24 protein-coding genes are annotated in these 24849 nt (G+C 65.4%); 6 read left to right on the top strand and 18 right to left on the bottom strand.

The window, feature by feature from the left end:
* Positions 1-36 precede the first annotated feature (36 nt).
* From J2805_RS15940 to J2805_RS15915, 6 genes are all read right to left on the bottom strand, one after another.
* The gene (locus tag J2805_RS15940; protein WP_309977904.1) at positions 37-1380 is read right to left on the bottom strand and encodes a M16 family metallopeptidase; all 1344 of its coding nucleotides are present in this window, start codon (positions 1378-1380) and stop codon (positions 37-39) included.
* Positions 1381-1582: 202 nt separating this feature from the next.
* A complete protein-coding gene (locus J2805_RS15935; RefSeq protein WP_309978042.1) occupies positions 1583-3823 on the bottom strand; it encodes a polyribonucleotide nucleotidyltransferase in 2241 nt (746 codons plus the stop codon).
* A gap of 247 nt (positions 3824-4070) precedes the next feature.
* Positions 4071-4340 carry a 30S ribosomal protein S15 gene (gene rpsO / locus J2805_RS15930; protein ID WP_011691294.1) on the bottom strand — a complete coding sequence of 90 codons (270 nt, stop codon included), beginning with the start codon at positions 4338-4340 and terminating at the stop codon, positions 4071-4073.
* 205 nt (positions 4341-4545) lie between these two features.
* A complete protein-coding gene (kynU, locus tag J2805_RS15925) occupies positions 4546-5790 on the bottom strand; it encodes a kynureninase (RefSeq protein ID WP_309977901.1) in 1245 nt (414 codons plus the stop codon).
* Positions 5787-6641: a tryptophan 2,3-dioxygenase gene (gene kynA, locus J2805_RS15920; protein ID WP_309977899.1), complete on the bottom strand. Its 855-nt coding sequence runs from the start codon at positions 6639-6641 to the stop codon at positions 5787-5789. The genes kynU and kynA overlap by 4 nt, the downstream gene beginning before the upstream one ends.
* Positions 6642-6670: 29 nt before the next feature.
* Entirely contained in the window at positions 6671-7654 is a 984-nt protein-coding gene (locus J2805_RS15915) for a bifunctional riboflavin kinase/FAD synthetase (protein WP_309977897.1), read from the bottom strand.
* 268 nt (positions 7655-7922) lie between these two features.
* Here J2805_RS15915 and J2805_RS15910 point away from each other — a divergent pair, with 268 nt between their 5' ends.
* Entirely contained in the window at positions 7923-8750 is an 828-nt protein-coding gene (locus J2805_RS15910; RefSeq protein ID WP_309977895.1) for a DUF937 domain-containing protein, read from the top strand.
* 29 nt (positions 8751-8779) lie between these two features.
* Here J2805_RS15910 and J2805_RS15905 read toward each other — a convergent pair whose 3' ends face one another.
* Positions 8780-9361, bottom strand: a complete 582-nt coding sequence (locus tag J2805_RS15905; RefSeq protein ID WP_309977893.1) for a P-loop NTPase family protein — start codon at positions 9359-9361, stop codon at positions 8780-8782.
* Positions 9362-9491: 130 nt separating this feature from the next.
* On the opposite strand from J2805_RS15905, the gene J2805_RS15900 reads away from it, so the two are divergent.
* Positions 9492-9917, top strand: a complete 426-nt coding sequence (locus tag J2805_RS15900; protein WP_309977891.1) for a GNAT family N-acetyltransferase — start codon at positions 9492-9494, stop codon at positions 9915-9917.
* An 86-nt stretch (positions 9918-10003) separates the two neighbouring features.
* Here J2805_RS15900 and J2805_RS15895 read toward each other — a convergent pair whose 3' ends face one another.
* From J2805_RS15895 to truB, 4 genes are all read right to left on the bottom strand, one after another.
* The gene (locus J2805_RS15895; RefSeq protein WP_396134379.1) at positions 10004-11656 is read right to left on the bottom strand and encodes an HNH endonuclease signature motif containing protein; all 1653 of its coding nucleotides are present in this window, start codon (positions 11654-11656) and stop codon (positions 10004-10006) included.
* Between the two features lie 70 nt (positions 11657-11726).
* The gene (locus tag J2805_RS15890) at positions 11727-12185 is read right to left on the bottom strand and encodes a hypothetical protein (protein WP_309977889.1); all 459 of its coding nucleotides are present in this window, start codon (positions 12183-12185) and stop codon (positions 11727-11729) included.
* A gap of 15 nt (positions 12186-12200) precedes the next feature.
* Positions 12201-12554 carry a hypothetical protein gene (locus J2805_RS15885; RefSeq protein WP_309977887.1) on the bottom strand — a complete coding sequence of 118 codons (354 nt, stop codon included), beginning with the start codon at positions 12552-12554 and terminating at the stop codon, positions 12201-12203.
* Position 12555: 1 nt separating this feature from the next.
* Positions 12556-13476 carry a tRNA pseudouridine(55) synthase TruB gene (truB, locus tag J2805_RS15880; RefSeq protein WP_309977885.1) on the bottom strand — a complete coding sequence of 307 codons (921 nt, stop codon included), beginning with the start codon at positions 13474-13476 and terminating at the stop codon, positions 12556-12558.
* 149 nt (positions 13477-13625) lie between these two features.
* Here truB and J2805_RS15875 point away from each other — a divergent pair, with 149 nt between their 5' ends.
* Together J2805_RS15875 and J2805_RS15870 are read left to right on the top strand one after the other, a co-directional pair.
* Positions 13626-14780 carry a pyridoxal phosphate-dependent aminotransferase gene (locus tag J2805_RS15875; RefSeq protein WP_309977883.1) on the top strand — a complete coding sequence of 385 codons (1155 nt, stop codon included), beginning with the start codon at positions 13626-13628 and terminating at the stop codon, positions 14778-14780.
* A 127-nt stretch (positions 14781-14907) separates the two neighbouring features.
* The gene (locus J2805_RS15870) at positions 14908-15117 is read left to right on the top strand and encodes a hypothetical protein (protein WP_104172500.1); all 210 of its coding nucleotides are present in this window, start codon (positions 14908-14910) and stop codon (positions 15115-15117) included.
* On the opposite strand, the gene trxA is transcribed toward J2805_RS15870, so the two are convergent.
* Both trxA and J2805_RS15860 read right to left on the bottom strand, forming a co-directional pair.
* Complete coding sequence (gene trxA / locus J2805_RS15865) at positions 15118-15591, bottom strand: thioredoxin (RefSeq protein ID WP_309977880.1); 474 nt, start codon at positions 15589-15591, stop codon at positions 15118-15120.
* Between the two features lie 84 nt (positions 15592-15675).
* Positions 15676-16161 carry a nucleoside deaminase gene (locus J2805_RS15860; RefSeq protein ID WP_309977878.1) on the bottom strand — a complete coding sequence of 162 codons (486 nt, stop codon included), beginning with the start codon at positions 16159-16161 and terminating at the stop codon, positions 15676-15678.
* Positions 16162-16341: 180 nt separating this feature from the next.
* Here J2805_RS15860 and J2805_RS15855 point away from each other — a divergent pair, with 180 nt between their 5' ends.
* Positions 16342-17460, top strand: a complete 1119-nt coding sequence (locus J2805_RS15855; RefSeq protein ID WP_309977876.1) for a ScyD/ScyE family protein — start codon at positions 16342-16344, stop codon at positions 17458-17460.
* 63 nt (positions 17461-17523) lie between these two features.
* On the opposite strand, the gene rbfA is transcribed toward J2805_RS15855, so the two are convergent.
* The 5 genes from rbfA to rimP all read right to left on the bottom strand — a co-directional run bounded on the left by rbfA (position 17524) and on the right by rimP (position 23524).
* On the bottom strand, positions 17524-18033 hold the full coding sequence (gene rbfA / locus J2805_RS15850) for a 30S ribosome-binding factor RbfA (protein ID WP_309977874.1): 510 nt from the start codon (positions 18031-18033) through the stop codon (positions 17524-17526).
* 240 nt (positions 18034-18273) lie between these two features.
* Positions 18274-21192, bottom strand: coding sequence for a translation initiation factor IF-2 (infB, locus tag J2805_RS15845; RefSeq protein WP_309977872.1), 2919 nt, complete (start codon positions 21190-21192; stop codon positions 18274-18276).
* A gap of 152 nt (positions 21193-21344) precedes the next feature.
* Complete coding sequence (locus J2805_RS15840; RefSeq protein WP_309977870.1) at positions 21345-21707, bottom strand: YlxR family protein; 363 nt, start codon at positions 21705-21707, stop codon at positions 21345-21347.
* A gap of 219 nt (positions 21708-21926) precedes the next feature.
* The gene (gene nusA / locus J2805_RS15835) at positions 21927-22907 is read right to left on the bottom strand and encodes a transcription termination factor NusA (RefSeq protein WP_309977868.1); all 981 of its coding nucleotides are present in this window, start codon (positions 22905-22907) and stop codon (positions 21927-21929) included.
* Positions 22907-23524 (bottom strand): ribosome maturation factor RimP, encoded by a 618-nt coding sequence (rimP, locus tag J2805_RS15830; protein ID WP_309977866.1) that lies wholly within the window; start codon positions 23522-23524, stop codon positions 22907-22909. The genes nusA and rimP overlap by 1 nt, the downstream gene beginning before the upstream one ends.
* 87 nt (positions 23525-23611) lie before the next feature.
* Here rimP and J2805_RS15825 point away from each other — a divergent pair, with 87 nt between their 5' ends.
* Positions 23612-24811: a ferritin-like domain-containing protein gene (locus J2805_RS15825; RefSeq protein ID WP_309977865.1), complete on the top strand. Its 1200-nt coding sequence runs from the start codon at positions 23612-23614 to the stop codon at positions 24809-24811.
* Positions 24812-24849: the final 38 nt, after the last annotated feature.

The following is a 24849-nucleotide window of genomic DNA, read 5'->3' as shown; positions in this document are numbered from 1 at the left end:
CCGCCGGCGGTGGCTCGATGCCCGGAGCGGGACGGATCAGAGGCCGAAGGTTTCGGTTTCCTCGAAAGGTCCGACGACGGTCACGGTCCGCGGTGCTGCGGCCAGCTCCTGGGCCAGCTCCCGCACCTGCTCAACGGTGACGCCCTTGATCTGGCGGAGAGTCTCCTCGATGTCCTGGTATTCACCGGACACCAGTTCAGCCCGGCCCAGCCGCGACATCCGCGAGCCGGTGTCCTCGAGCGCCAGCACGATGCCGCCGCAGAGCTGGCCCACGGCCTTCTTTAGTTCGTCGTCGGAGATGCCGTCGGCGGCAAGCTTGTCGAGTTCTGCCCCGAGGAGTTCCAGGACCTGGCGGACCTTCGACGGCGTGCAGCCTGCGTACATGCCGAAGTAGCCTGCGTCGGCGTAGGAAGAGGCAAAGGAGTAGGTGGAGTACACCAGGCCGCGCTTTTCCCGGACTTCCTGGAACAGCCGCGAGGACATGCCGCCGCCGAGCACTGCGTTCAGCACGCTCATGACGTAGCGGCGCTGGTCCGTGGCAACGATCGTCGGGCAGCCCATGATGATGTTTGCCTGCTCGACGGGCCGCTTGACCACATGGAGTCCGGCCGTGCCAATGATGTCGGCCCGTTCGGTGGAGCGCCGTTCAACCGGAGCGGCACCGGGCTCCAGCGCCCAGCCTGCCTGGTGGAGCGCATCCACCACCAGTCCGCAGACGACGTCGTGGTCCAGGCCCCCGGCGGCCGTGATGACGAGCTCGTCCGGACGGTAGTAGCGGCGGTAGTGGTCCCAGACGGAATCGCGGGCAACCGCGCGGATGGCCTCCGGGGTTCCGCCGATCGGACGCCCCAGCGGATGCGTTCCCAGCACCGCGGCGACGAAGTGCTCGTGGGCCACGTCCGTGGGGTCGTCGCTGTCCATGGCGATTTCCTCCAGGATGACGTCGCGTTCCTGCTCCATCTCCTGCGGGTCCAGGACCGCGCCGGTAATCATGTCCGCAATGACGTCGATCGCCATCGGCAGGTCGGTGTCCAGGACCCTGGCAAAGTAGCACGTGCTTTCCTTTGCCGTGGCCGCATTGGACTCGCCGCCCACCTCGTCGAAGGCGGACGCGATTTCCAGCGCGGTGCGCCGCTTGGTGCCTTTGAAGAGCAGGTGCTCAAGGAAGTGCGTGGAACCGTGCTGCCCGTGGGCTTCATCTCGGGAACCCACGCCCACCCAGAACCCGATGGTCGCGGAACGCTGGCCGGGCATGGCCTCCGTCAGTACACGCACGCCGCCGGGGAGCACCGACCGGCGGACAACGGAACCGCCGTCTGCTCCGTGGATCAGGGTGTCACCGGGCTGGTTCTGCACTAGCGGCAGGGGTACGACAGTCATCAAGGCCTTTCAGGAAACGGGTGCCAAATCTGCCTGCAATCGTACCAGCGGACCATTCCGCCTTCGCTCCGGGAAATGGCCGTTCAATCGCTCGGCTTAACGGCTGGCTGGCGCGGATTAACCCGCGGGTTAACAACGGCGGGGCCGGTGGATGATCCACCGGCCCCGCCGTCGTGTTTTGTACTACGAAGTGCGCTGCAGACTACTCTGCGGCCGCCTCGACGACGTCGGCGCTTTCAGCGCCTTCTTCCTCGGCGATGACCGGAGACAGAGACAGCTTTCCGCGGTCGTCGATCTTGGTGATCTCGACCTGGATCTTCTGGCCCACGGAGACGACGTCCTCGACGTTGTCAACGCGCTTGCCGCCGGCGATCTTGCGCAGCTCGGAGATGTGCAGCAGGCCGTCCTTGCCCGGGGTGAGGGAAATGAAGGCACCGAAGGTGGTGGTCTTGACAACCGTACCCAGGTAGCGCTCGCCGATTTCCGGGACCTGCGGGTTGGCGATGGCGTTGATCGCGGAGCGTGCGGCGTCGGCGGACGGGCCGTTGGTGGCGCCGATGTAAACGGTGCCGTCGTCCTCGATGGAGATGTCCGCGCCGGTGTCTTCCTGGATCTGGTTGATCATCTTGCCCTTGGGCCCAATGACCTCGCCGATCTTGTCCACGGGGATCTTGACCGCGATGACGCGCGGCGCGAACTCGGAGAGCTCGTCCGGGGTGTCGATCGCGGAGTTCAGGACCTCGAGGATGTGCAGGCGGGCTTCGCGTGCCTGCTTCAGTGCAGCAGCCAGGACGGAGGCCGGGATGCCGTCGAGCTTGGTGTCCAGCTGGATGGCCGTGACGAACTCGGAGGTACCGGCAACCTTGAAGTCCATGTCGCCGAAGGCATCTTCGGCGCCGAGGATGTCGGTCAGGGCTGCGTAGCGGGTCTGACCGTCAACCTGGTCGGAAACCAGGCCCATGGCGATGCCGGCAACGGCAGCCTTCAGCGGCACGCCTGCGTTGAACAGGGACAGCGTGGAGGCGCAGACGGAACCCATCGACGTCGAACCGTTGGAGCTGAGAGCCTCAGACACCTGGCGGATGGCGTAGGGGAATTCCTCGCGGGACGGCAGCACCGGCACGATGGCGCGCTCTGCCAGTGCGCCGTGACCGATTTCGCGGCGCTTGGGCGAACCCACGCGGCCGGTCTCACCGGTGGAGTACGGCGGGAAGTTGTAGTTGTGCATGTAGCGCTTGCGCGTAACCGGCGACAGCGAATCGATCTGCTGTTCCATCTTCAGCATGTTCAGCGTGGTGACACCCATGATCTGGGTCTCGCCGCGTTCGAAGATGGCCGAACCGTGGACGCGGGGCAGAACCTCTACCTCGGCGGTGAGCTGGCGGATGTCCGTCAGGCCGCGGCCGTCGATGCGGATCTGGTCCTTGAGGATGCGCTGGCGCACAACCTGCTTGGTCACCGAGCGGAAAGCTGCGGACAGTTCCTTCTCGCGGCCTTCGAACTGGCCTGCGAGCGAAGAAGTGACTTCGTCCTTGAGGTCGTCCGAAGCGACGTCGCGCTCCTGCTTGTCAGCGATCTGGAAGACAGCGGCAAGCTTTTCAGCGGCAGCGGCTTCCACAGCAGCGTAAACGTCGTCCTCGTAGTCGAGGAAGACCGGGAACTCGACGGTCGGCTTGGCGGCACGGGCAGCCAGGTCGGCCTGCGCGTCGCAGAGGGCCTTGATGAACGGCTTGGCAGCCTCGAGGCCTTCGGACACAACCTCTTCGGTGGGAGCGGTAGCGCCCTGTTCCTTGATGAGGTTCCAGGAGTTGTCCGTGGCTTCGGCTTCAACCATCATGATGGCGACGTCGTCACCGGCAATGCGGCCGGCAACGACCATGTTGAACACGGAGTTCTCGAGCTGGGAGTGCTTCGGGAAGGCAACCCACTGCGAGCCGTTCTCGTCGGCAACGAGGGCAACGCGGACGCCGCCGATCGGGCCGGAGAAGGGCAGGCCGGAGAGCTGGGTGGACATCGAGGAGGCGTTGATGGCCACGACGTCGTAGAGCTCGTCCGGATTGATCGCCAGGACGGTGACGACGATCTGGACCTCGTTGCGCAGGCCCTTGATGAAGGCCGGACGCAGCGGGCGGTCCATGAGGCGGCAAGCCAGGATGGCTTCGGTGGACGGGCGGCCTTCGCGGCGGAAGAACGAGCCCGGGATGCGGCCGGCGGCGTACATACGCTCTTCGACGTCAACGGTCAGCGGGAAGAAGTCAAAGCCCTCACGCGGGTGCTTGCCTGCGGTGGTTGCGGACAGCAGCGCGGTGTCTTCGTCGATGTACACCATGGCTGCGCCGGCTGCCTGCTTGGCAAGGCGGCCGGTTTCGAAGCGGATTACACGCTTGCCGAAGCGGCCATTGTCAATGACGGCTTCTGAGAACTGGATTTCGGGACCCTCCAAGAGAGTCACCTCCGTTTCTTGGTTAACGGAAGTCCAGCCGCATCAACCCAGTCCAGCATCTGTCTACTGGCCTGCACTGCACCCGGTCATCGATCGAGACCCACGGGCCGGGCTTCACTCTTCGAAGCCGTTCCCGGGAATCACTACCGAGGACCGCGAATGCGTGATGCGGTTGATCCTCCTGTTTAGTTTTTGTACTGAAGGAGGCGGCCCCTTCCGGGTGGAACGGGCCGCCCCTTAGAGCTGACTAGCGGCGCAGGCCGAGGCGCTCGATGAGCGCACGGTAGCGGTTGATGTCAGTGTTCTTGAGGTAGGTGAGCATGCGCTTGCGGCGACCAACCATGGCCAGCAGACCGCGCTGGGTGTGGAAGTCGTGCTTGTGCTCCTTCATGTGCTCAGTGAGATCCTTGATCCGCTGAGTCAGGACTGCAACCTGGACCTCCGGCGAACCGGTGTCACCCTCGGACGTTGCGAAATCCTTGATGATGGACTGCTTTACAGCGGCGTCAAGTGCCACAATAACTCCTAGAGATGTGCCGTGAGGCCCGAATCAGTAATTCACTGCCGGGTGTGCATGTGCCGGAGACCCCCCAAATCGGGAATTCCTGCACATAACAAGAGCCAGCCGCCACGGACTGCAGCCGGATCCAACGTTTAGTTTACCGGCACGGCCGCAATCTTGTCGAAACACCGCGTGTGCTCACTAAAACCTCCGCCGGCGTCTACGGACGTGCCAGCAGATCGCGGATGGCGGCGACACCGCGGTAGACCTCAGCGAAAGACGTACTGAGCGGTGACAACCCGATCCGGATCCCGTGCGGTGCGCGGAAATCGGGGATGACGTCCTGCTCCCACAGTTCGGCCGTCATCTCCCGGAAGTCCGGGTGGTCTACGGTGATGTGGCTCCCCCGCAGTTCCGGGTCGCGCGGCGTTGCCAGGAGAACGCCGGCCGGGGCCAGCCATGCATCATGGAGTTCGAGCGCGAACGCCGTCAGCTTCCGGGATTTTTCGCGCAGGGCCGCCATCCCGGCTTCCTCGATCAGGTCGAGTGTGCCCTGCATCGCGATCATGCCGAAAATAGCCGGCGTTCCGCTGAGGAAGCTCCGGATCCCCGCGGCGGGTTCGTAGCCGGCCGCCATTTCGAAGGCGTCCTTGCGGCCCATCCAGCCCCAGATCGGCTGGTTCAGTCCGGGCAGGTGCCGCGAATTGACATAGGCGAAGGCGGGCGAGCCCGGACCGCCGTTGAGGTATTTGTACGTGCAGCCCGCGGCGAAGTCGACTCCGGCGTCATCCAGCTGCAGCTCGACTGACCCGGCGGAGTGGCACAGGTCCCACACCACCAGCGCACCGGCGTCGTGCACTGCCGCCGTGATCGCCGGGAGATCTGCAAGGAACCCCGAGCGGTATGCCACCTGGCTGAGGACCACGACGGCGGTGGCCGGCCCGACGGCGGCCCTCACCTGGTCCACGGTCACGCCGGCGGCCGGATCGGCGTCGATCCAGCGCAGCGTCAGCCCCTCTTCTTGGGCAATGCCTTCCAGGAGGTAGCGGTCCGTGGGGAAGTTATCGGTGTCCAGCACGATTTCAGTTCTGGCGGGATCGGCGACGGCGGCCAGTGCGGCGCGGATCAGCTTGTACAGGACCACGGTGGTGGAGTCGGCGATGATTGTCTGCCCGGGAGCCGCGCCGAGGACTGCCCTGCCCAGCTGGTCGCCGATGGCCTCCGGCAGTTGGAGCCAGTCCTCGTCCCAGCCTCGGATCAGCCGGCCTCCCCAGCTGTCCTGGATAAAGGTGCCGATGTCAGTGATGGTTCGCTTCAGCGGACGGCCCAGCGAGTTTCCGTCCAGGTAGGACAGGTCTGTGTCCGTTCCGACGAAGTGGTCGCGGTAGCCCGCCAGCGGGTCCGCGGCATCGAGTTCGACGGCGCGCTGCAGCAGGATGTCCTGAGTCTCGTGAACCGTGCTCATTGGCCGATCTCCGTCCGGACGGCGAAGAGTTCGGGGAAGAAGGTCAGCTCCAGGGCCTTCTGCAGGAATGCGGCCCCGCTGGAACCGCCGGTGCCCGCCTTCATGCCGATGGTCCGCTGCACCGTCCGCAGGTGCCGGAACCGCCACAGCTGGAAGTTGTCCTCCAGGTCCACCAGTTCCTCGCAGGCTTCGTAGGCACCCCAGTTGTCCGCCGCGTTTTCGTAGATGTGCTTGAACACGGGTACCAGTTCGGGGCAGAACTCGTGTGCTTTGGTGACGTCGCGTTCCAGCAGGGACACCGGGATCCCGAAGCCCTGGCGGTGCAGGTAGGCCAGGAATTCGTCGTAGATGCTTGGCGACTCGAGGACGTGGCGGAGCTGTTCGTGGGCCTCCGGATCGGATTCGAACACCGGAAGCATCTTGCGGTTCTTGTTGCCCAGGACGAACTCCACTGCCCGGTACTGGCTGGACTGGAACCCCGACGAATTACCCAGGAAGCCACGGAACTGCGAGTACTCGGTAGGCGTGAGCGTCGCCAGCACGGACCATTGCTCGGTCAGGGTCTTCTGGATGTGCTTGACGCGCGCAATGGCCTTCAAGGCGGAGCCGAGGTCGTCGCTGCGGAGCCATGCCGCCGCGCTGCGCAGCTCGTGCAGGACCAGCTTCAGCCAAAGCTCGGTGGTCTGGTGCTGGATGATGAACAGCAGTTCGTCGTGGTGCTCGGGATCGCTGACCGGCTGCTGGGCGCTGAGGAGCGTGGGCAGCTGCAGGTAGGACGCGTAGCTCATCCGTGAACTGAAATCCCGGACAATGTCCTTTTCCAGTTTCCTTGTGTTCTTCTCAACGGACACAGCGGTGCCTTCCTTGCCAGTGACTGTGGTCAGCGCCGGAACAGGATGTCGTGGGCCTGGACGACGTCCAGGCACATCTGTTCGACGAGCGCCTCCGGCCCACGGTACGCCACCATGCCCCTCAGCCGCGCCACGAATTCCACCACTACTGTCTGGCCGTACAGATCGAAGTCTTCAATCGGCTCTTCCGGGCGGTCAATGACGTGTGCTTCGACCTGCCGGCTGACGCCGTCAAACGTCGGGTTGGACCCGACTGAGATGGCAGCCGGCCACCGGGTGCCGATCTGGTCCACCAGCCAGCCGGCGTAGATGCCGTCCGCCGGAATGTAGCCGCTGGCTTCGGAGGCCAGGTTGGCGGTGGGGAATCCGAGCGCACGGCCACGGGCGGCCCCGTGGACCACTTCTCCGCGCATCCTGTGCGGGCGGCCCAGCACGGCAGCCGCCGTGGTGACGTCGCCCTCGCGCAAGGCCTCCCGAACCCAGGTGGACGAACAGCGGCGGTCCTCGCCGCCGTCGTCGTGAATGGGAAAACCTTCAGACCCGAACTCACTGATGACCTGTACGGTGAAGCCGAACTTCTCCCCCAGTTCCTGCATGGTGGACAGGTCGCCGGAGTTGCCGCGGCCAAAGCGGGCGTCGTGGCCGATCACCACATGGCTGGCCTTGAGGCTGTCAACGAGGACGCCGGAGACGAACTCTTCGGGGGTGAGGCTGGCGAGTTCCAGGGAGTACTTCATGACCAGGACGGCATCCAGGCCCAGCTCACCGAGTGCAACAAGCTTGTCCTCCAGGCCCATGATGAGCTCCGGAGCGGACTCGGGCCGGTGGACCTGCGCAGGATGGGGATCAAAGGTGACCGCTACTGACCGCGCCCCGTTGAGCCGGGCCGTGCGGATGAGCTGTGAAAGCACCTGCTGGTGCCCCCGATGCACGCCGTCGAAGTTGCCGAACGTGACAACGGTAGGGCCGAAATCCTCGGGGACCTCGGACGGATCGTTCCAGATGTGGACCATCAACCTCGCCTTTTACTGCCTGCCATTGACTCGTCCGGAGAGCCGCGCCGGGCTCCGGAACTCTCTAAGATTACCCGCAATTGCCTGCCGCAATTACCTCAAATCGCCCCGGATCGCCTTGCGGCAGCCGAAGCTGCTGCCGGTGCCCAGCCTAGCCTTCCCCGGCTCCTGAGTCCCGGATTAGGATGCAAGGGCAGCACCCGGCGACGCAGCTGCGCGCCGCGTCCAACGACGCCCGCCGCCGAACGCCGGGCTTAAGGAGAACGCCATGACTGATATCCGCGAGATTCTGGAGCAGATTCCCGTCGACCAGATTGCCGGGCTGCTGGGCACGGACAGGGAGTCCACGCAGGCCGCCGTCGAGGCTGCGGTTCCCACCCTTCTGGCCGGTATGCAGAGCAACGCACAGGCGCCCGAGGGCGCGGCGTCCTTGGAATCCGCCCTCGCCCAGCACCGTGACGGACTCGTGGACGGCGGGGTGGACGCCTCGGAGGTGGACACCGACGACGGTGAAAAGATTGTCAGCCATGTGTTTGGCGGGCAGCAGGACCAGGTGGCAAGCCAGCTCGCAGGATCTGCCAACCTCGGCGGCGTTGGCGGCGACCTCGTCCGCAAGCTCCTGCCAATTCTCGCCCCCATAGTGATGTCCTACCTCGCCAAGAAGATCCTCGGCGGACAGGACTTGGGAGGCGCGCCCGGCGATGTAACGGGCCGGGGCGGTACGGGCGACAGTGCAGGCCAGCCCGGCGGGATCGATCTGGGCAGCATCCTGGGTGGAATTCTTGGCGGCGGGCTGCAGGGTCCGCAAGGCTCCCAAGGCGGTGGCATCGGGGACATTCTCGGCGGCATTCTTGGCGGAGGCAACCAGGGCGGGCAGCAGTCACGGGATGCCATGGTCCCTGAGCCCGTGAAGAATTCGGCGCCGCAAGCCCCGACCGGACCGCTGGGCCAGCCAATACAGCAGGGCGGCGCCCCCGTCCCGGGCGAGTTGATCGACGTCGACCTCCCGGACGACCGGACACCCGAGAACCAGGAAGAGAAAAAGAACGACGGCGGCCTCGGCGGACTGTTGGGCGGGCTGTTCGGAAAGAAATAGCCTGCCAGTGGTTCAGCCCAAGGCCCAGCTTAGGGGTGGGCCGAATCGTCAGCTGCGCGCACCCGAGCCGCGTCCGCGACTTGGGCCAGCCATTCATCCAGCTCGCCCGGCCTGCGAAATACCATCACCGGCGGCATGTCCGGATTGGACTGCCACTCCCTGAACACGCGCCTCTTCCTGGCGAATGAGGTGAAATGCCAGTAGACAATCGAATCCCTCGCAAACAGCCTTCCGAGCGTTTCGACATTTCCGTTGCACACGGGCTGCCTTGTGATGACGCGCCGGACCGAACGCCGAAGCAACCGGGAGAGCGAAAGCCAGCGGGGATAGTCCAGCGCGACAACGAGCTCGGCGCGGGGTACAACGATGTCGCGCCATACGCCGTAGGCGCTGTCGAGGACCCAGCGGTCGCGTGCAGCGACGGCCGCCGCTATCTGCCGTTGCTGTTCGACGGTGCGTTGCTGCCAGCCGGGAAGCCAGCCAATGTCGTCGTCGGCTGAAAACTCCGGGAGCCCCGACGCTGCCGCATAAACATTGGCGGCCGATGACTTGCCGCTGCCCGTCACACCGTAGAAAAGGACACGGGACGGGTTTTTCGGAATGGTTTTCACGGCTGCTTCCAATTACTCCGCTCCCAATTACTCTGTGCGGCGGCGGCCCGGAAGTCCGGCGCACCGCGGTTTGCCACCCTAACATCCCGTCGGAAGGTCCGGCAGGCGGTGGCTATGTAATGCTGGTGCGATGGAAGAGTTCAGCGTTCATGTCGGCTATGACCATACCGACGCTGAGGTTGTTGCCCTGTACGACTCAGTGGGCTGGACCAACTACACGACGAAGCCCGAAGTACTCGTGCAGGCGATCCGTGGATCGGGGTTTGTGGTTAGTTGCCGGGACGGCCACGGAAGGCTCGTCGGCCTGGCACGTGCAATCTCCGACGACGCCACTGTCTGCTTTGTGCAGGACATTCTTGTTGAGCCTGCGTTTCAGGGGTCCGGCGCCGGCCGGGCCATGCTGGAAGCCGTGCAGGCCAGATATGCGCATGTGCGGCAGACGGTACTCATTACCGATGATGACACTGTGCAGCGCGCCTTCTACCAGGCGCTGGGGTTCACTGAAGGCTCGGACTTCAGCACCGGTCCCCTGCGGATGTTCGCAAAGTTCCGCTAGAGGTTGACTGCTTAGTCTGACGGCCGCGGAAATGGGCAATCCGACATAACTTCCCTGGCGCCGCACCGATCGCACTGCAGGCCGCGTCATTCGAGCCTGAAGTAGGTGTTCCGTTGCGGTTTTTGGCCGGGGTCGATGTGGGGTGGCGGGATGAACCAGGGGACCCCGGTTTTAACCTGGATGTGCCACTGTTCCTTGTGGATCAAATGGTGGTGATGGGAGCACAGCAGCGTGCCGTTCTCGGTGCTGGTGGGTCCGCCGTGTGACCAGTAGGTGATGTGGTGGGCTTCGCACCAGGGCGCGGGGATGGTGCAGCCGGGGAAGGCGCAGCCCTGGTCGCGGGCGGTGATGGCCTTGCGGATGTGCAGCGGAAAAATCCGGGTGGTGCGGCCGATATCCAGGATCCGTCCTTCGCTGCCGAGCACGACGGGGATGATGTCGCCGTCGCAGGCAATCTTCCGGACCGTGGAGGCGTTGACCGGCCCGGTGAAGGTGAACGCGCCCGTGCCCGGGAGCCCGCCGGTGATTGTGCCGGGGCCCGGTTCGAGGCGATCCAGCCGGTCCAGGAGGTCGCGGTAGTCGATGGTGACCATGACCTGTGGCTTGAGCCCGCCCGCCGTGGGGAGCCCGCCGGTGCTCAGGCCGGCTTTGCAGGCGCCGACCAGGCCGTCGAGGAGCCGCTGCGGCCGGGTCCGCAGGTCCAGGGCATCGTAGGATCCGGCGGGGCCTTCGGCATTCCCTCTTTCCCCACCGTCGGCGCCTGTCCGGGTGCGGGGGTTGGTGGCGGTGTTCATCACGGTCAGGAGCGGCTCGCACTGGTCCGGGGTGGCGAAGATTTCGATGTGCTGCAGGCCGCGGCGGACCTGGCGGAGGAACACACCCTGGCGGCGGCGGAGTTCTTCCTCGGACGGTTCTGGACCGTCCTGATCGATCCCCTCGATCCAGCGCCGGGCGACCCGGGACAGCAGATCGGCATCACTGTCCACCGCCTGCCGGGTCAGCTGGTATTCCATCCGGGCCAGGGTGTCCTCAGGCGCGTGATGACGGACCTTCTCCAGGGCCAGGCTAACGATGGTGGCGGAACGGGATGCGACCGTCCCGGCGGCCACGGCAGCGGCGAGTGCGGGCCGTTCCGGCGGCTCCGTGCGACCCATGAACCCCGTCCGGGGCAACACAACTGACGCCAGCGCAAGACGGCGCCGCGCCTCGGCAATGCTGATCCGCAAACTGGTGCGGAGGAACTCGGCCGCGCTCCGGCACCCGTCATCCGCCGGATCCGGCCCAACTGAGGTAGACGCTTGGGGCATTTCATGGTCCGGTGCCGCGGCTTCGGTACCCCAACCCGTGGTCCAACCGACCCCCGCACCCGAACCCGCCCCTGAACGCGCAGCCGCTGAGGCTTCACGCCGGGTGCGCTCCACCGCGCCGGCCGCGACCACTTGCAAATATTCAAGGCTCCGGGCGGCTTCCTCGACGTTGGCGGCGAATTCAGCAGCCGCACGAAATTCCAACTGCGCGGCGTCCGCAACCGCCGTCGAACCCAAACCCCTGAGCAGCTCAAGGCACCGGGCAAGATCACCGGACGTCCCGCCGCCGAACGCTTGAGCCGACGGCCGGAGCACGGCTGGAACACTGCGAAAACCGCGCCCGAGCCTGGACGGAACCGCGGCAGAAATGTCGCCGGGCTTCGTGGCCCAACGCAGCGCGCTCCGCGCTCCCAGCTCCCCCATGGCTTCCATGGGATTACTCTTCCAGAAGGGTCCGACAAAAAGGGCGAGCGCGTCACCCGGGGAACTTAGTCCGTGGGGCTCAGCCCGGAAGACGTGCCGGACGCCGCCGGTACAGCCACACGAGTCCAAGGATCGGCAGCAGCAGCGGGATAAACGCGTAGCCCCGGCCGAAGAGGGACCAGACAGTTTCGTGCGGGAAGCTGACGGAGTCGAAAATGCTCAGCGCACCCACCACCACCACGCCCACGAGCTCCACAAGGACGGCGGCCACGGAGACCTTGAACCAGGTCCGTCCCGGCTTCGCCAGCGAGACCGTGGCCACCACGTAGACGAGTGCCGCGAACGCCGAAAGCAGGTAGGCCAACGGGGCTTCGGAGAACTTGGTAAGGATCTGGTAGCCGGCCCGCGCCGTGGCGGAGATAGCAAAGACGGCGTAGACCGCGATGAGCAGGCGCCCGGGGCCGGTGTTCCGGGTGTCCCTGGACTGGGCCGCCGCGGCGGCGTCCTCGGTCTTGTTGACGGGGGTTTGCGGAGTCACGTCTGCTTCTTCCACTCAGTACCAGATCTGGTTCATTCGTGCGGCCATAACAAGGGCGGTAACCCCCACGGCAGCCAGGACAAAGTTGCTCCACCGGGTGCGCTCCAGGATGGACCAGTACACGGCGCCCACCGGCAGGATCAGGGCGGTGACCAGGTAGCCCCAGAACTCCCACGCTTCACCTGCGATCTGTTCTCCCGACGCCACGCGGACGATCGAACCCACCAGGTAGACCAGCAGCGCCAGTTCCACAGCAGCGACGGACAGGATCGTGGCATCGTTCGGAGCCTGCTTCATGATCCCTGCCGCAGTGCAGATGATCGTGGAGAGCAGCCCGACGGCCAGAATGATGTAGAAGTACGCGTCCACGCTAGGTGGCCTGCTGCTCGTTGCTGGGGGCAAAGACCAGCACCGGCTTCGCATAGCTGCCGGAGTCAGCCAGTAAGGCCACGAGCGAGCCGTCCGGAGCGAATGCCGCGGCAGGTTTGTCCGCGGTGGCGGCATCCGGCGTGCCGGCCGCGACGCCTGCGGCGATACGCCGGCCGAAGGAAATTTCGGTGGTTTCATCCTCGCTTAGCTCGCGGTTAGGCATCAGTGCCCGCGCGGCCAGCGACATCTCCAGCACTTCGAGTTCCTCGGCCAACTGCTCCAGCGACCGGGCCTGGTCAAGCGTGTACGGTCCAACCTGGGTCCGGCGAAGCGCGGTCAGGTGGCCGCCCGTACCCAGCGCTTCCCCGAGGTCACGGGCCAGGGCACGGATGTACGTTCCGGATGAGCATTCCACGGTGACGTCCACGTCGAGGACTTCCCCGTCACGCTGCGGACGCACCGAGTGGACATCGAAGCGGTGGATGGTGACAGGGCGCGCGGCAAGCTTGACGTCCTCCCCGGACCGCACCCGGGCGTAGGCCCGTTCACCGTTTACCTTGATGGCACTGACGCTGCTGGGAACCTGCTGGATCTCGCCGGTGAGTGCCGCTACGCCGGCGTTAATGGCTTCCTCGGTGACTGCGGCAGCAGATTGGGTGCTGACTACATCGCCTTCGGCGTCGTCCGTCACGGTGGACTCGCCGAGGCGGATGGTGGCCGTGTACGTCTTGGAAGTACCGACGATATACGTCAGAAGCCGCGTGGCCTTGTTAATGCCCAGGACCAGCACACCCGTGGCCATGGGATCCAGCGTTCCGGCGTGCCCCACTTTCCGGGTACCGGCCAGCCGCCGCATCCGTCCAACCACATCGTGGCTGGTCCATCCTTGCGGCTTGTCCACTATTACCAGTCCAGAAAGCACGCCTCCCAGTATATCCGCGCCGACGGCTCTCGCTTTTCGCCCGACGGCGGGAGGCATCCCGACGACGGCGCGGCAAGTCCGACGGCGGGCGGCAAGCCCGACGGCAGCCTTCTGAGCCGGCGGTTGGGCGGGCGGCTAGGATGACAGACATGCCCGAGCTTGCCGCACATGTCCGCGATGTTCCCGTCAACCAGATCCGCGAGATCACCGAGGCCGCGTGGGCCACGCCCGGCGCCATTGTACTGAGCATCGGAGAACCGGGCTTCGCACTTCCCCGCCATGTCCTCGAAGCCGGTATGGCCTGCCTGGACCGCGATGAAACCAATTACACTCCGAATGCCGGAATCCCTGCCCTCCGGGAGGCCTTCGCCGACAGGTTCCGTGAGCACAACGGCGTCGACATCGGTTCCGACCGGGTGTACATCGTGGACGGCGCCCAGCAGGGCCTCCACCTGGCCATGAGCCTGTTGCTCTCCCCGGGCGACGAAATCCTCATCCCCAACCCCGGGTATCCAACGTTTGCGATGACCAGCCGGCTGCTGCACGGGGTTCCCGTGGGATACCCGCTGTATCCGGAGTACGACTTCCAGCCGAGGATCGAGGACATTGAGGCCCTCATCACGCCCCGGACGCGTGTACTGATGCTGAATTCGCCCTCCAATCCCCTGGGAGCTGTCCTGGGCGAAGAGCTGACCCGCAGCCTGGTGGAGCTTGCCCGGCGCCACGACCTGTGGATCATCTCCGACGAATGCTACGAGGCATTCACCTACGATGTCCCCCACGTCAGCCCGGCACGCTTTGACAGCGATGTCCCCGGAGAGGCGAGGGTATTTACGTCCTTGACGCTGTCGAAGACGTACGGGCTGACAGGGCTGCGGATCGGCGCTCTGGTCTGCCCGCCCGGGCTGGAGCGGAAGATGAACAACGTGATGGAGTCGATTGTTTCGTGCGTCGCGTCCCCGTCCCAGTACGCCGCGATAGCGGCCCTGACCGGCCCGCAGGACTACGTCAGCGATGCCCGCGCCCACTACCGGGCCAACCGGGACTCGGCGGCGGCGGTGCTTAAATCCAAGGGCATTCCGTTCCTCTCGGCGCAGGGTGCCTTCTACTTGTGGGCGGATGTTTCACACGTCAGCGGCGGAGATGTGCGGTCCTGGGTCCGGAAGTTCCTGGCCGATTCCGGGGTGTCCTTTGCCCCGGGGACGGCCTTCGGGTCCATCGGCGAAGGATGGATCCGGATCGCGCTGTGCGCCGCTCCGGCCGACGTCGTGGAAGGCCTGGGCCGCCTCCCGTCGCGAAACTGATCCTGCTCCGCCAGAAGCTGACGCAGCACCGCGGAAGAAACACTTCCGAAGTCGGGCACAGAGCCCCTAGTGTAGGAGCCTGCTGTCCCCTAGCCTGTCCACAGGGGCGGCTCCGGAGAGGAACATCATGTGGTGGCAGGACCTGCTGTGGGGCTTCTGGAACGGTATTACCGCGTGGATAGTGCTCATTGCCCACGTGTTCGGCGCCTGGGCGGAGTTCCCCTTCTACAACACCGGGAGGGCCGGCAACTGGTATGACTTCGGCTTCCTGCTGGGCATGGGATCGCCGCTGCTCGGAGGGCTGGGGGCGCGCGGCCGACGGTCCCGGCGTACCTAGCTAACTCAAACTCGACGAGAGCGCGTGTTCCAGCCACATCCGGAGCTCCGGCGCCGGTGCGGCCCCGGACTGACGTGCCACCACCATGCCACTGACGATCACCATCAGCGTAGGGATGGCCTGGACGGCAAACCGTGAAGAAAGTCCCGGCGCCCGGTCCACATCCACCTTGACCAGTTTGATCCGGCCCGCCTTCTCCGTCGCCAGCAGGTCCAGGACCGGGCTGACCAGCCGGCATGGGCCGCACCATACCGCCCAGAAGTCGATCAGTGCCGGCACGGAGGACTGCTCTGCGATGTGCCGGAAGTCAGCGTCCCCGGCATCAACAATCCACGGCAGGTCGTGGCTGCAGTTTCCGCAACGGGGACGGCCGGGAGCAGCTGCGGGGATCCTGTTCGTCTTCCCGCAGCCGGGACACCTGGTGTATCTCGGTTCCACTGCTCCGCGCTGCCTTCCGGTCGCGCCTGAAATCATAGGTTAATCGCACGCCTGCCGGCCGGAGGCGGATAGAGTCGAAGGTCCCGGCGGACCGGGAGGCCGCTTCCTCCGTGACCGGACTCAGTATGCGGTTCGGTCCGGGTTGTCGCGCCATGCATCGAAGGGAACGTTCGACGTCGGAATGTCAGTCCGGCGGACCGGCATCAGATCCGGCCGGGTGCCTTCAAAGAACTCGTAGAACAGGGCGTCGTCGAAACCGGCTGCCGCGGCCCCGTGCCTGTCCGCGGCAAAGTACACGCGGTCGATTCGCGCCCACAACGCCGAAGCCAGGCACAACGGGCAAGGTTCGCAGCTCGCATAGAGCACGGCGCCGCTGAGGTCAAAGTTGCCGGATTCGGCCGCCGCAGCCCGGATGGCCACAACTTCGGCGTGGGCAGTGGGGTCGTTGTCGCGGGTCACCCTGTTGACGCCGGAGTGGAGCTTCCCATCAGCGGTGACCACCAGTGCACCAAACGGTCCTCCCCCATCAGCCACATTCCGGACGGCCAGGTTCACGGCCTGGCCAAGGAACTCCTGGATGTCATCAGCTGAAGGTTGGGCGTTCATGCTCCGATCATAGCCAGCTATCCCCCGGTTCACGTGAAGAAGGCGGCTGCAGTTTGCCGGATCCATCGACTTACGCGACAGCGAAGAAATAGAATGTGCCCAGTGGGGGCAGCCGCATTTTCCGGAAGCCATTTCCGTGGTCTCAAGGCCTTTGTGCAGCACTGGCCATTGGAGAAAACCATGCGTAAACACCTTTCGTTTGTCGCGGCTGCGGCCACCGCCGCCGTATTCCTGGCTGCCAGCCCCGCAGCCGTCGCAGCTCCGGCTGAAAGCCCGCCCACAATCCATGCGAACGGTCTCGTGAGTCCGTTGCATGTCAGTGCCGGCCGTGACGGCACGGTGTTGGTCAGCGAAGAATTCATCGGGCAGCTGACGCAAGTCAATGCCGATGGAACCAAGACGGTCCTGTATTCCGATGCCGCGTGGGGTGTCGCCGGCAGCGCGCAGCGCCGTTCCACCACCTATTTCGCCGAGAGCCAGGGTGCCGGCCCCATGGATCCCCGCCCGCTTGCCGGCCATATCAGGACGATCGCCGGCGACGGAACGCAGGCCACTGTTGGTGATCTTGCTGCCCTGGAGACCGAAGAGAATGCCGACGGCGAGGTCCATTACGGCTTCAGCGACCTTCCCGATGCATGTGCGGCGCAGCTCCCGCCCGAGGTTCCTGCCTCGTACACCGGAACCGTCGACTCCCATCCGTACGGCATCGCGCTGTCCGGGGACACCGTCTATGTGGCGGACGCCGGCGCCAACAGCATCGTGGCGGTGGACGCCGACTCGGGCGAGACCGAAACAGTGGCTGTGCTGCCGCCGCGCCCCTATGTGATCACGGCCGAAGTGGCGACGATGCAGCAGCTGCCTTCCTGCGTTGTTGACCACAGCTACGCCTTTGAACCTGTTCCGACCGATGTGGCGGTGGGCCCTGACGGATGGCTGTACGTCTCCGTGCTCCCGGGCGGACCGGAGGATCCCGCTCTCGGTGCCCGCGGCGCCGTCTACCGGGTCAATCCGGATAACGGCAGGGTCAGGCTGTTTGCTGACGACGTCATGTCGCCCACCGGCTTGGCACTGGACGACGACGGCAACGTTTACGTCGCATCCCTCTTCGGCGACGGCGTCCTCCGGCTCGGCTGCTCCGGGGATCAGGAGGATCGGCAGGTCGTGCTGAGCGGCAAGCTGACGGCCGATGTGAGTATCAGGGATTCAAGGCTGTATGCGACGGTCGATTCCCTCCCGGCACCAAACCAGGCCCCGGACGGCAAGCTGGTTTCCGTGGACCTTGACGGGCACCACCACTGACTGGCTTTAACGCAAAAGTGTGGCCGGCCCCCTGAGGGTCCGGCCACACTGTTGTTCCTGCGCCTACTTGTTGCCGTCTTCGTCGATTCCGTCGTCGTCGAGAAGGTCGTCATCCTCTTCGTCGAAGTCGTCCTCGTCGATTTCCACGTCCTCGGGAACGTCGCTCTTGTACGGATCGGCGTCACCGGCATGCTTGGCGCCAGCGGCCAGCGCGGCCACCTCGGCGTCGCGCTTCTTGGCGGCGCGGAGCAGTTCCTCGAGGTTGGAGGCGTTGACCGGAATCTGGTCAGCCACGAACTCCAGGGTTGGGGTCAGCCGTACAGTGATGTTACGGCCCACTTCCTGCCGGAGGACGCCCTTGGCCTTCTCCAGCCCCTTGGCAGCATCCGCCTGGACAACCTGGTCCCCGAACACGGTGTAGTAGATCGTGGCGTGCTGCAGATCATTGGTCACGCGGGCATCGGTAACAGTAATACCTTCAAGCCGGGGATCCTTGACCTTCCGGCCCAAAGCCTCTGCAACAACAACCTTAATCCGCTGCGCCAACTTGGCAGCGCGTGCCGGATCAGCCATTTCCACTCCTAAATATTTGGATGTACGACGGCGCGATGACTGCTTAGCTTGTTGAGTTGCCTTCGCTGCCACGCACCTGAGGTGAGTCTATGACGATGCCGGAGAGTTTTGGGGGCGCCCGGGAGTGGCATCGGGCCTACCGGAGCTGGGCGGCACAGGATCGCAGATCCCGTGCCGCCCAGCGTAGGGGCGGGGCGCCCCCAAAACTCGGAGGCTCCCCGCCATAAAAGCTAAACCAACTTAGACGCGCGGCTTCTCGCGCATCTCGAAGGTCTCGATGATGTCGCCCTCGTTGATGTCGTTGTACGAGCCAAGACCGATACCACACTCGAAGTCCGTGCGGACCTCGGTGGCGTCGTCCTTGAAGCGCTTGAGCGTCTCAACGGTGAGGTTGTCGCCGATGATCTTGCCGTCGCGGCTGATGCGGGCCTTCGTGTTGCGTCGGATAACACCCGAGCGAACGATGGAACCGGCAATGTTGCCGAACTTGGAGGACCGGAACACTTCGCGGACCTCGGCGGTGCCAAGCTGGACTTCTTCGTACTCCGGCTTGAGCATGCCCTTGAGGGCCATCTCAATGTCATCGATTGCTGCGTAGATGACGGAGTAGAAGCGCATGTCCACGCCTTCGCGGTCTGCCAGTTCGGCAACACGCTCGGCGGGCTTGACGTTGAAGCCGATGATAACGGCGCTGTCGACCGTTGCCAGGTTGACGTCGTTCTGCGTGATCGCACCAACACCGCGGTGGATAACGCGGAGCTGGACGCCTTCGCCGACATCGATCTTGAGCAGTGCGTCTTCGAGGGCTTCCACGGCACCGGACACGTCACCCTTGAGGATGAGGTTGAGGGTGTCGATCTTGCCATCGGCGACAGCCTGGTCGAAGTCTTCCAGGCTGATGCGCTTGCGGCGCTTGGCCAGGGCGGCGTTGCGGTCTGCTGCTTCACGCTTCTCGGCGATCTGGCGGGCGGTGCGCTCGTCAGCGGTCACAAAGAAGGTGTCACCTGCACGCGGGACGTTGGACAGACCCAGCACCTGCACGGGGCGGGACGGGCCGGCCTCGGTCAGGGCGCTGCCGTCGTCGTCGAACATCGCACGGACACGGCCGTGGGCCGTGCCTGCCACGATGGTGTCGCCGACCTTCAACGTACCGGACTGAACCAGGACGGTAGCAACCGCACCGCGGCCCTTGTCCAGGTTGGCTTCAATCGCGATACCGCGGGCGTCCTTGTTCGGGTTGGCGCGCATGTCCAGGGCTGCGTCTGCGGTCAGCAGGACAGCCTCGAGCAGCTCGTCGATGTTGAGGTTCTGGCGGGCAGAGACCTCCACGAACATGGTGTCGCCACCGTACTCTTCCGGAACCAGTCCGTACTCGGTCAGCTGGCCGCGGACCTTGTCCGGGTTGGCGCCTTCCTTGTCGATCTTGTTCACGGCCACGACGATCGGCACGTTGGCCGCCTGTGCGTGGTTGAGCGCCTCAACGGTCTGCGGCATAACGCCGTCGTCCGCTGCGACCACCAGGATGGCGATGTCGGTGACCTTCGCACCACGGGCACGCATGGCGGTGAACGCCTCGTGGCCCGGAGTATCGATGAAGGTGATCTTGCGTTCGATGCCTTCGTGGTCAGTGGTGATCTGGTAAGCACCGATGTGCTGCGTGATGCCGCCATGTTCACCCGCGACGACGTCGGAGTTACGGATAGCGTCCAGCAGGCGGGTCTTACCGTGGTCAACGTGACCCATGACGGTGACGACCGGAGGACGTGCCTCGAGTTCCTCGTCGCCTTCGGCTTCCAGCTCGGCATCAAAGTCGATGTCGAAACCGGAGAGCAGCTCGCGCTCCTCGTCTTCCGGGGACACGACCTGGAGCTTGTAGCCAAGCTCCTCGCCCAGCAGGGCGAAGGTCTCTTCATCCAGCGACTGCGTGGCCGTGGCCATTTCGCCGAGGTGGAAGAGCACGGTCACCAGTGCAGCGGGGTTCGCCTCGATCTTGTCGGCAAAGTCCGTGATGGACGAGCCGCGACGGAGCCGGACAACGGTGTTGCCGTCGCCGCGGGGCACACTTACGCCACCCAGCGACGGAGCACTCATCTGCTCGAGTTCCTGGCGCTTGGCACGCTTCGACTTGCGCTGCTTGCCACGGCCTGCGCCGCCCTTACCGAAGGCACCCTGAGTACCACCGCGACCGCGGCCGCCCTTGCCGAAGCCACCGCCGGCCGGAGCACCGCCACCGCCACCGGCACCCGGAGCGCCACCGGTACCCGGTGCGCCGCCTGGGCGTCCGGGACCGCGGCCTCCGCCGCCGGGACGGCCTGCACCAGCGGGTGCGGGACGTTCGGTGCGGTTAGGCATCATGCCGGGAGTAGGACGGTTTCCGCCACCTGCACCGGGACGTGCACCTGCAGCGCCAGCCGGGCGCGGAGCGCCCGGACGTGCACCCTGTGCACCGGCGGGACGGGGAGCACCCGGACGGGGACCACCTGCGCCGGCTGCCGGACGCGGGCCGCCGGGGCGTTCGCCCTCAGCACGGCTTCCGCCCGGACGTGGCATGCCCTGGGAAGGAGCGAACGGGTTGTTGCCCGGACGCGGCGGACGTTCGTTGTCGCCGCCGCGGCCGCGGGGCATGCCCTGGGACGTGGCGAACGGGTTGTTGCCGGGACGGGGACCGCCCGGGCGGGGTGCTGAACTGCCCTGTCCGCCGGAGCGGGCCGGTGCTGCCGGTGCCTCAGCCTTGGGGGCAGGGCGTGCGCCGGGCTTGGCACCGGTGGACGGTGCAGCCGGAGCTGAAGCAGTGGGAGCCGCAGGTGCAGCAGGCGCAGCTGGTGCTGCTGCCGGAACCGCAGCCGCCGGAGCGGCCGGAGCGGGGGCTGCAGCCGGAGCTTCAGCCTTGGGTTCCGGAGCCTTGGGAGCTGCCGGGCCCGGCGCGGGGGCCGGACGGGAAGCCGAGGGGCTGGCGGGCGCCTTGGGCGCTGCAGCGGGAGCCTCGGACTTCGAAGCGCCGGCGGCGGGGTAGGCGTTGCGGAGTTTCCTCACAACGGGGGCCTCAATGGTTGAAGAGGCAGAGCGAACGAATTCGCCCAGTTCCTGCAGTTTGGTTACTGCATCTTTGGAAGTAATACCGAGCTCTTTAGCAAGCTCATGTACGCGGACCTTGGCCACATTTCTCCTGTCTCGGTCCGCACCGAGCCAGGCACGAACCGTCTACTTCTTACTGCGGACCTTCGCCGCGATAGCAGCTGAAAGGCCCATTGCAGAGCGCAACAAAGTTGTCATCGTTGCGCACTCATCGCTGGGAACTCATCGGGTTTCCATCAGTTTTCTGACCCGCTTTCAGGTTGGACGGTTGTTGCTGCAGCCACCGGAGTGTCCACGGCTTGCGTGCCTGCCGTTATCCGGCGTTCGACGGCGGCAGTTCCGGTTGTGCCCGGGAGGGCACGTCCGAACGCACGCCGCTTGATTGCCAGCGCCAGGCACGTTTCGCTGGGGTGCAGCCATGCACCCCGGCCAGCCATCCGGCGTCGTTCGTCAACGATGACAGCGGTGGAACCGCTGCCTTCGGCGACGAGCCGGAGTAACTCAGACCGTGCGCCCTTCTTCCGGCATCCGATGCAGGTACGCTGCGGCTGATTCTCAAGGTGTTGCACTAGTGCCACGGTGAGTATCTTCCTGCCCATACATATCTGCTGCCCCGAGCCCGCCTGCGTCAGCAGCGTTCATAAGGAACGCAGATTCTGCGGGCACGCTCAAGGCGCACGAATACCGGCCATAAGGCGCGGTCATGTCTATTCTAGCCCCTCAGGTGCCCCGGCCCCGAAATGACGGGTCGAAACCGGACGGGACAATCCGACGAGCCCTCCGAGGAGGCGTCCGAAGGGGCCGTCCGCAAAAGCGATTTAGTTTTCGCGCGGAAGCGCCGCGTCGGAGACGATGTCGATCCGCCAGCCGGTGAGCTTGGCGGCCAGGCGGGCGTTCTGGCCCTCCTTGCCGATGGCCAGTGACAGCTGGTAGTCCGGCACCACAACACGCGCGGACCGCGTTGCCTCATCGGTGATGGTGACTGAATTCACCCTCGACGGCGACAGTGCGCTGGCGATGAAGGTGGCCGGGTCCTCGCTGAAATCGACAATGTCGATCTTTTCGTCGTTGAGCTCGGTCATGACTGCCCGGACGCGGGAACCCATTTCACCGATGCACGCACCCTTGGCGTTGATGCCCGGGATGTTGGCCTTGACGGCGATCTTGGTGCGGTGCCCGGCCTCGCGGGCCAGTGCCACGATCTCCACCGAGCGGTCGGCGATCTCCGGAACTTCCAGCTCGAAAAGCTTCCGGACCAGGCCGGGGTGCGAACGGGACAGCGTGATGGAGGGGCCCTTGGTGCCGCGGTGAACGTCGATCACGAAGGCGCGGAGCCGGTTGCCGTGGATGTACTTCTCGCCGGGTACCTGTTCGGGCGGGGGCAGCAGCGCCTCCACCGTTCCGAGGTTCACCTGGATCATGTGCGGGTTGTTGCCCTGCTGGATGGTACCGGCCACCAGTTCGCCCTCGCGGCCCTTGAACTGGCCGAGGACGTTGTCGTCCTCGGCGTCGCGCAGGCGCTGCAGAATGATCTGGCGGGCCGTGCTGGCAGCGATGCGGCCGAAGCCCGCCGGTGTGTCCTCGAACTCGCCGATGGGGGCGCCGTCGTCGTCGATTTCAGTGGCCCAGATGGTCACGTGGCCGCTCTTGCGGTCCAGCTCTGCGCGGGCCTTTTCGAAGGCTCCCGGAGACTTGTGGTAGGCCACCAGCAGTGCCTGCTCAATGGTGGGGATCAGGAGGTCCAGCGGGATTTCACGCTCACGCTCCAGAAGTCTCAGTGCGCTCATGTCAATATCCATCAGGCCTCCTCAGAAGGTCCATTGTGTTCGTCTTCCAGACCGACCTCTTCGAGGTGGCTGAACTCTATCTCGACTTTTCCATTACGGATCCTGTCGAAAGGAATCTTCTCGGGCTCGCCCTGCTTGGGCTTCATTCCCTTTTTGGCCGCGATCTCCGGGACCAGGGTCACGCCGTCGTCGTCGACGGACTGGATCCTGCCGGTCAGGTTCTCCCCCTGTATGACGTTCACCTTGACCATGCGTCCGCGGGCCCGGTGCCAGTGGCGCGGTTCGGTCAGGGGCCGTCCGACGCCGGGCGAGGAAACCTCGAGGTCGTACGGCCGGCTGTCGTAGTTGGGGTCGCTGTCCAGGATGCCGGAGAGCTCCCTGGAGATGTCGGCGATCACGTCAAGGCTCACTCCGCCGGTTTCCTCCTGCGGCAGGTCCACCACTACGTGGACCACCCGGTGCGATCCCTGGATGTTGATGGCAACGTCCTCCAGGTACAGCCGGTTTGCCTGAACTGAAGGTTCCAGCAGCGCCCGGACGCGCTCGGCCTCCGGGTTGTGCACGGATTCGGCCTCAGCCTTGCCCGTCCCGGTCCGGTCTGATGAAGCCGTGGCTTCTGCATTACTCACGATGCCGGCCGCCTCCCGTTAGATGATGTTGTGTGTACTAGCGTAGCGATTTTATGGGCACGATGGTGCACTCGCTTGCTGCCGGGCATGACAACATGGTCTGTTGTGAAAGACGACACCAAGGAAAATCGACGGCCGGGCCGATATTTCCGGTACGGCATCCTGGCGTCATTGGCAGTAGTGGTCATCAGCCTTGGACTGGCGCTGGCTCCGGGGCAGCCGCCGCAGGCGCCGGAACCGGCCTTTTCCGAACGGGCGCGGGCCGCGGCCCTTGCCGAAACAATGCAATTGCGCCTCGCCGGCAGCCACCTCGCCGATGCTGTTTCCGGCGCTGAACGCCAGGGCCTGCTGCGCGCTGTGACTTTGCTGACAATACAGGCCCGGGCGCTCACCGGGCCCAATCAGGATCCTTCTCCACCGGCCGCAGGCACTTCAACGGACACCGCCACAGGCACAATGACAGGCACCGCCACAAGCACTCCCGCGCCGTCGGCTGCGCCGGTGGACTCACCCGCCAGGCTCGTCGCCGCGTTGTCGGCAAGCGGCGGGCAGCGGCTCTCGGACGCGGAAGAGTCCGACGGCGGGATGGCACGGCTGCTTGCCTCCGTCGGCACCGCCCAACTGCTTCAGGCGTCGTCACTGGCAGCGGCTGTGGGGGCAACGGCACCGGAAGTGCCCGCGCTTGCAGGACCGTCCCCGGCACCCGCGCAATCGGCACCGCCGGAAGGCTCCTGCCCGCCGGCCCCCGCCCCGTCCGGAGCAGCTGTGGGAACGGCAACAGCCGGATCTGCCCTGGCGATGACGGTCAAGACCGAGGCCGAAACCGTCTACGGCTACCAGGTGGCGCTGGCACGCCTCGAAGGCACTGCCGCGGGCTCTGCATCCCGGTTGCTGGCCCGGCATGAATCGGTCCTTGCAGAAGCCGAGGCCCTGAGCCGGGCACAGTGTGTGGACATTCCGGCGCGGGAAGCGGGCTACACCCTCGGCCCGCTGTTCCTCGAATCGCCGGCGGCCGGCCTGGGGAGCCTGGAAGCAGGGACCCTGCCGGTTTACGGGGACCTGGTGGCGCTGAGCGAGGGCAGCACCCGGCAATGGGCTATTTCGGGCCTTCTTGCCGCAGCACACCGCGCGGCGCTCTGGGGCGCCGACTCCGGTCCCCTGCCGGGCGTCGTGGTGGACACGGCGCAGCTCCCCGAACTGCCCGACCCCAGCCCGGCGCCGGAGTCGAGTGGAGCCGGCACATCCGGACCCGGCTCAACCGGAACCGGCACAGTGCCGGCGCCCTAAGCATGCCTAACCTTCCTTAGCCACGTATTACTGGCACG

Origin of the sequence: Arthrobacter oryzae (genome assembly GCF_031454875.1) — a bacterium.
Taxonomy (GTDB): Bacteria; Actinomycetota; Actinomycetes; order Actinomycetales; family Micrococcaceae; genus Arthrobacter; species Arthrobacter oryzae_D.
This window is presented reverse-complemented; position numbering and strand designations above follow the sequence as displayed.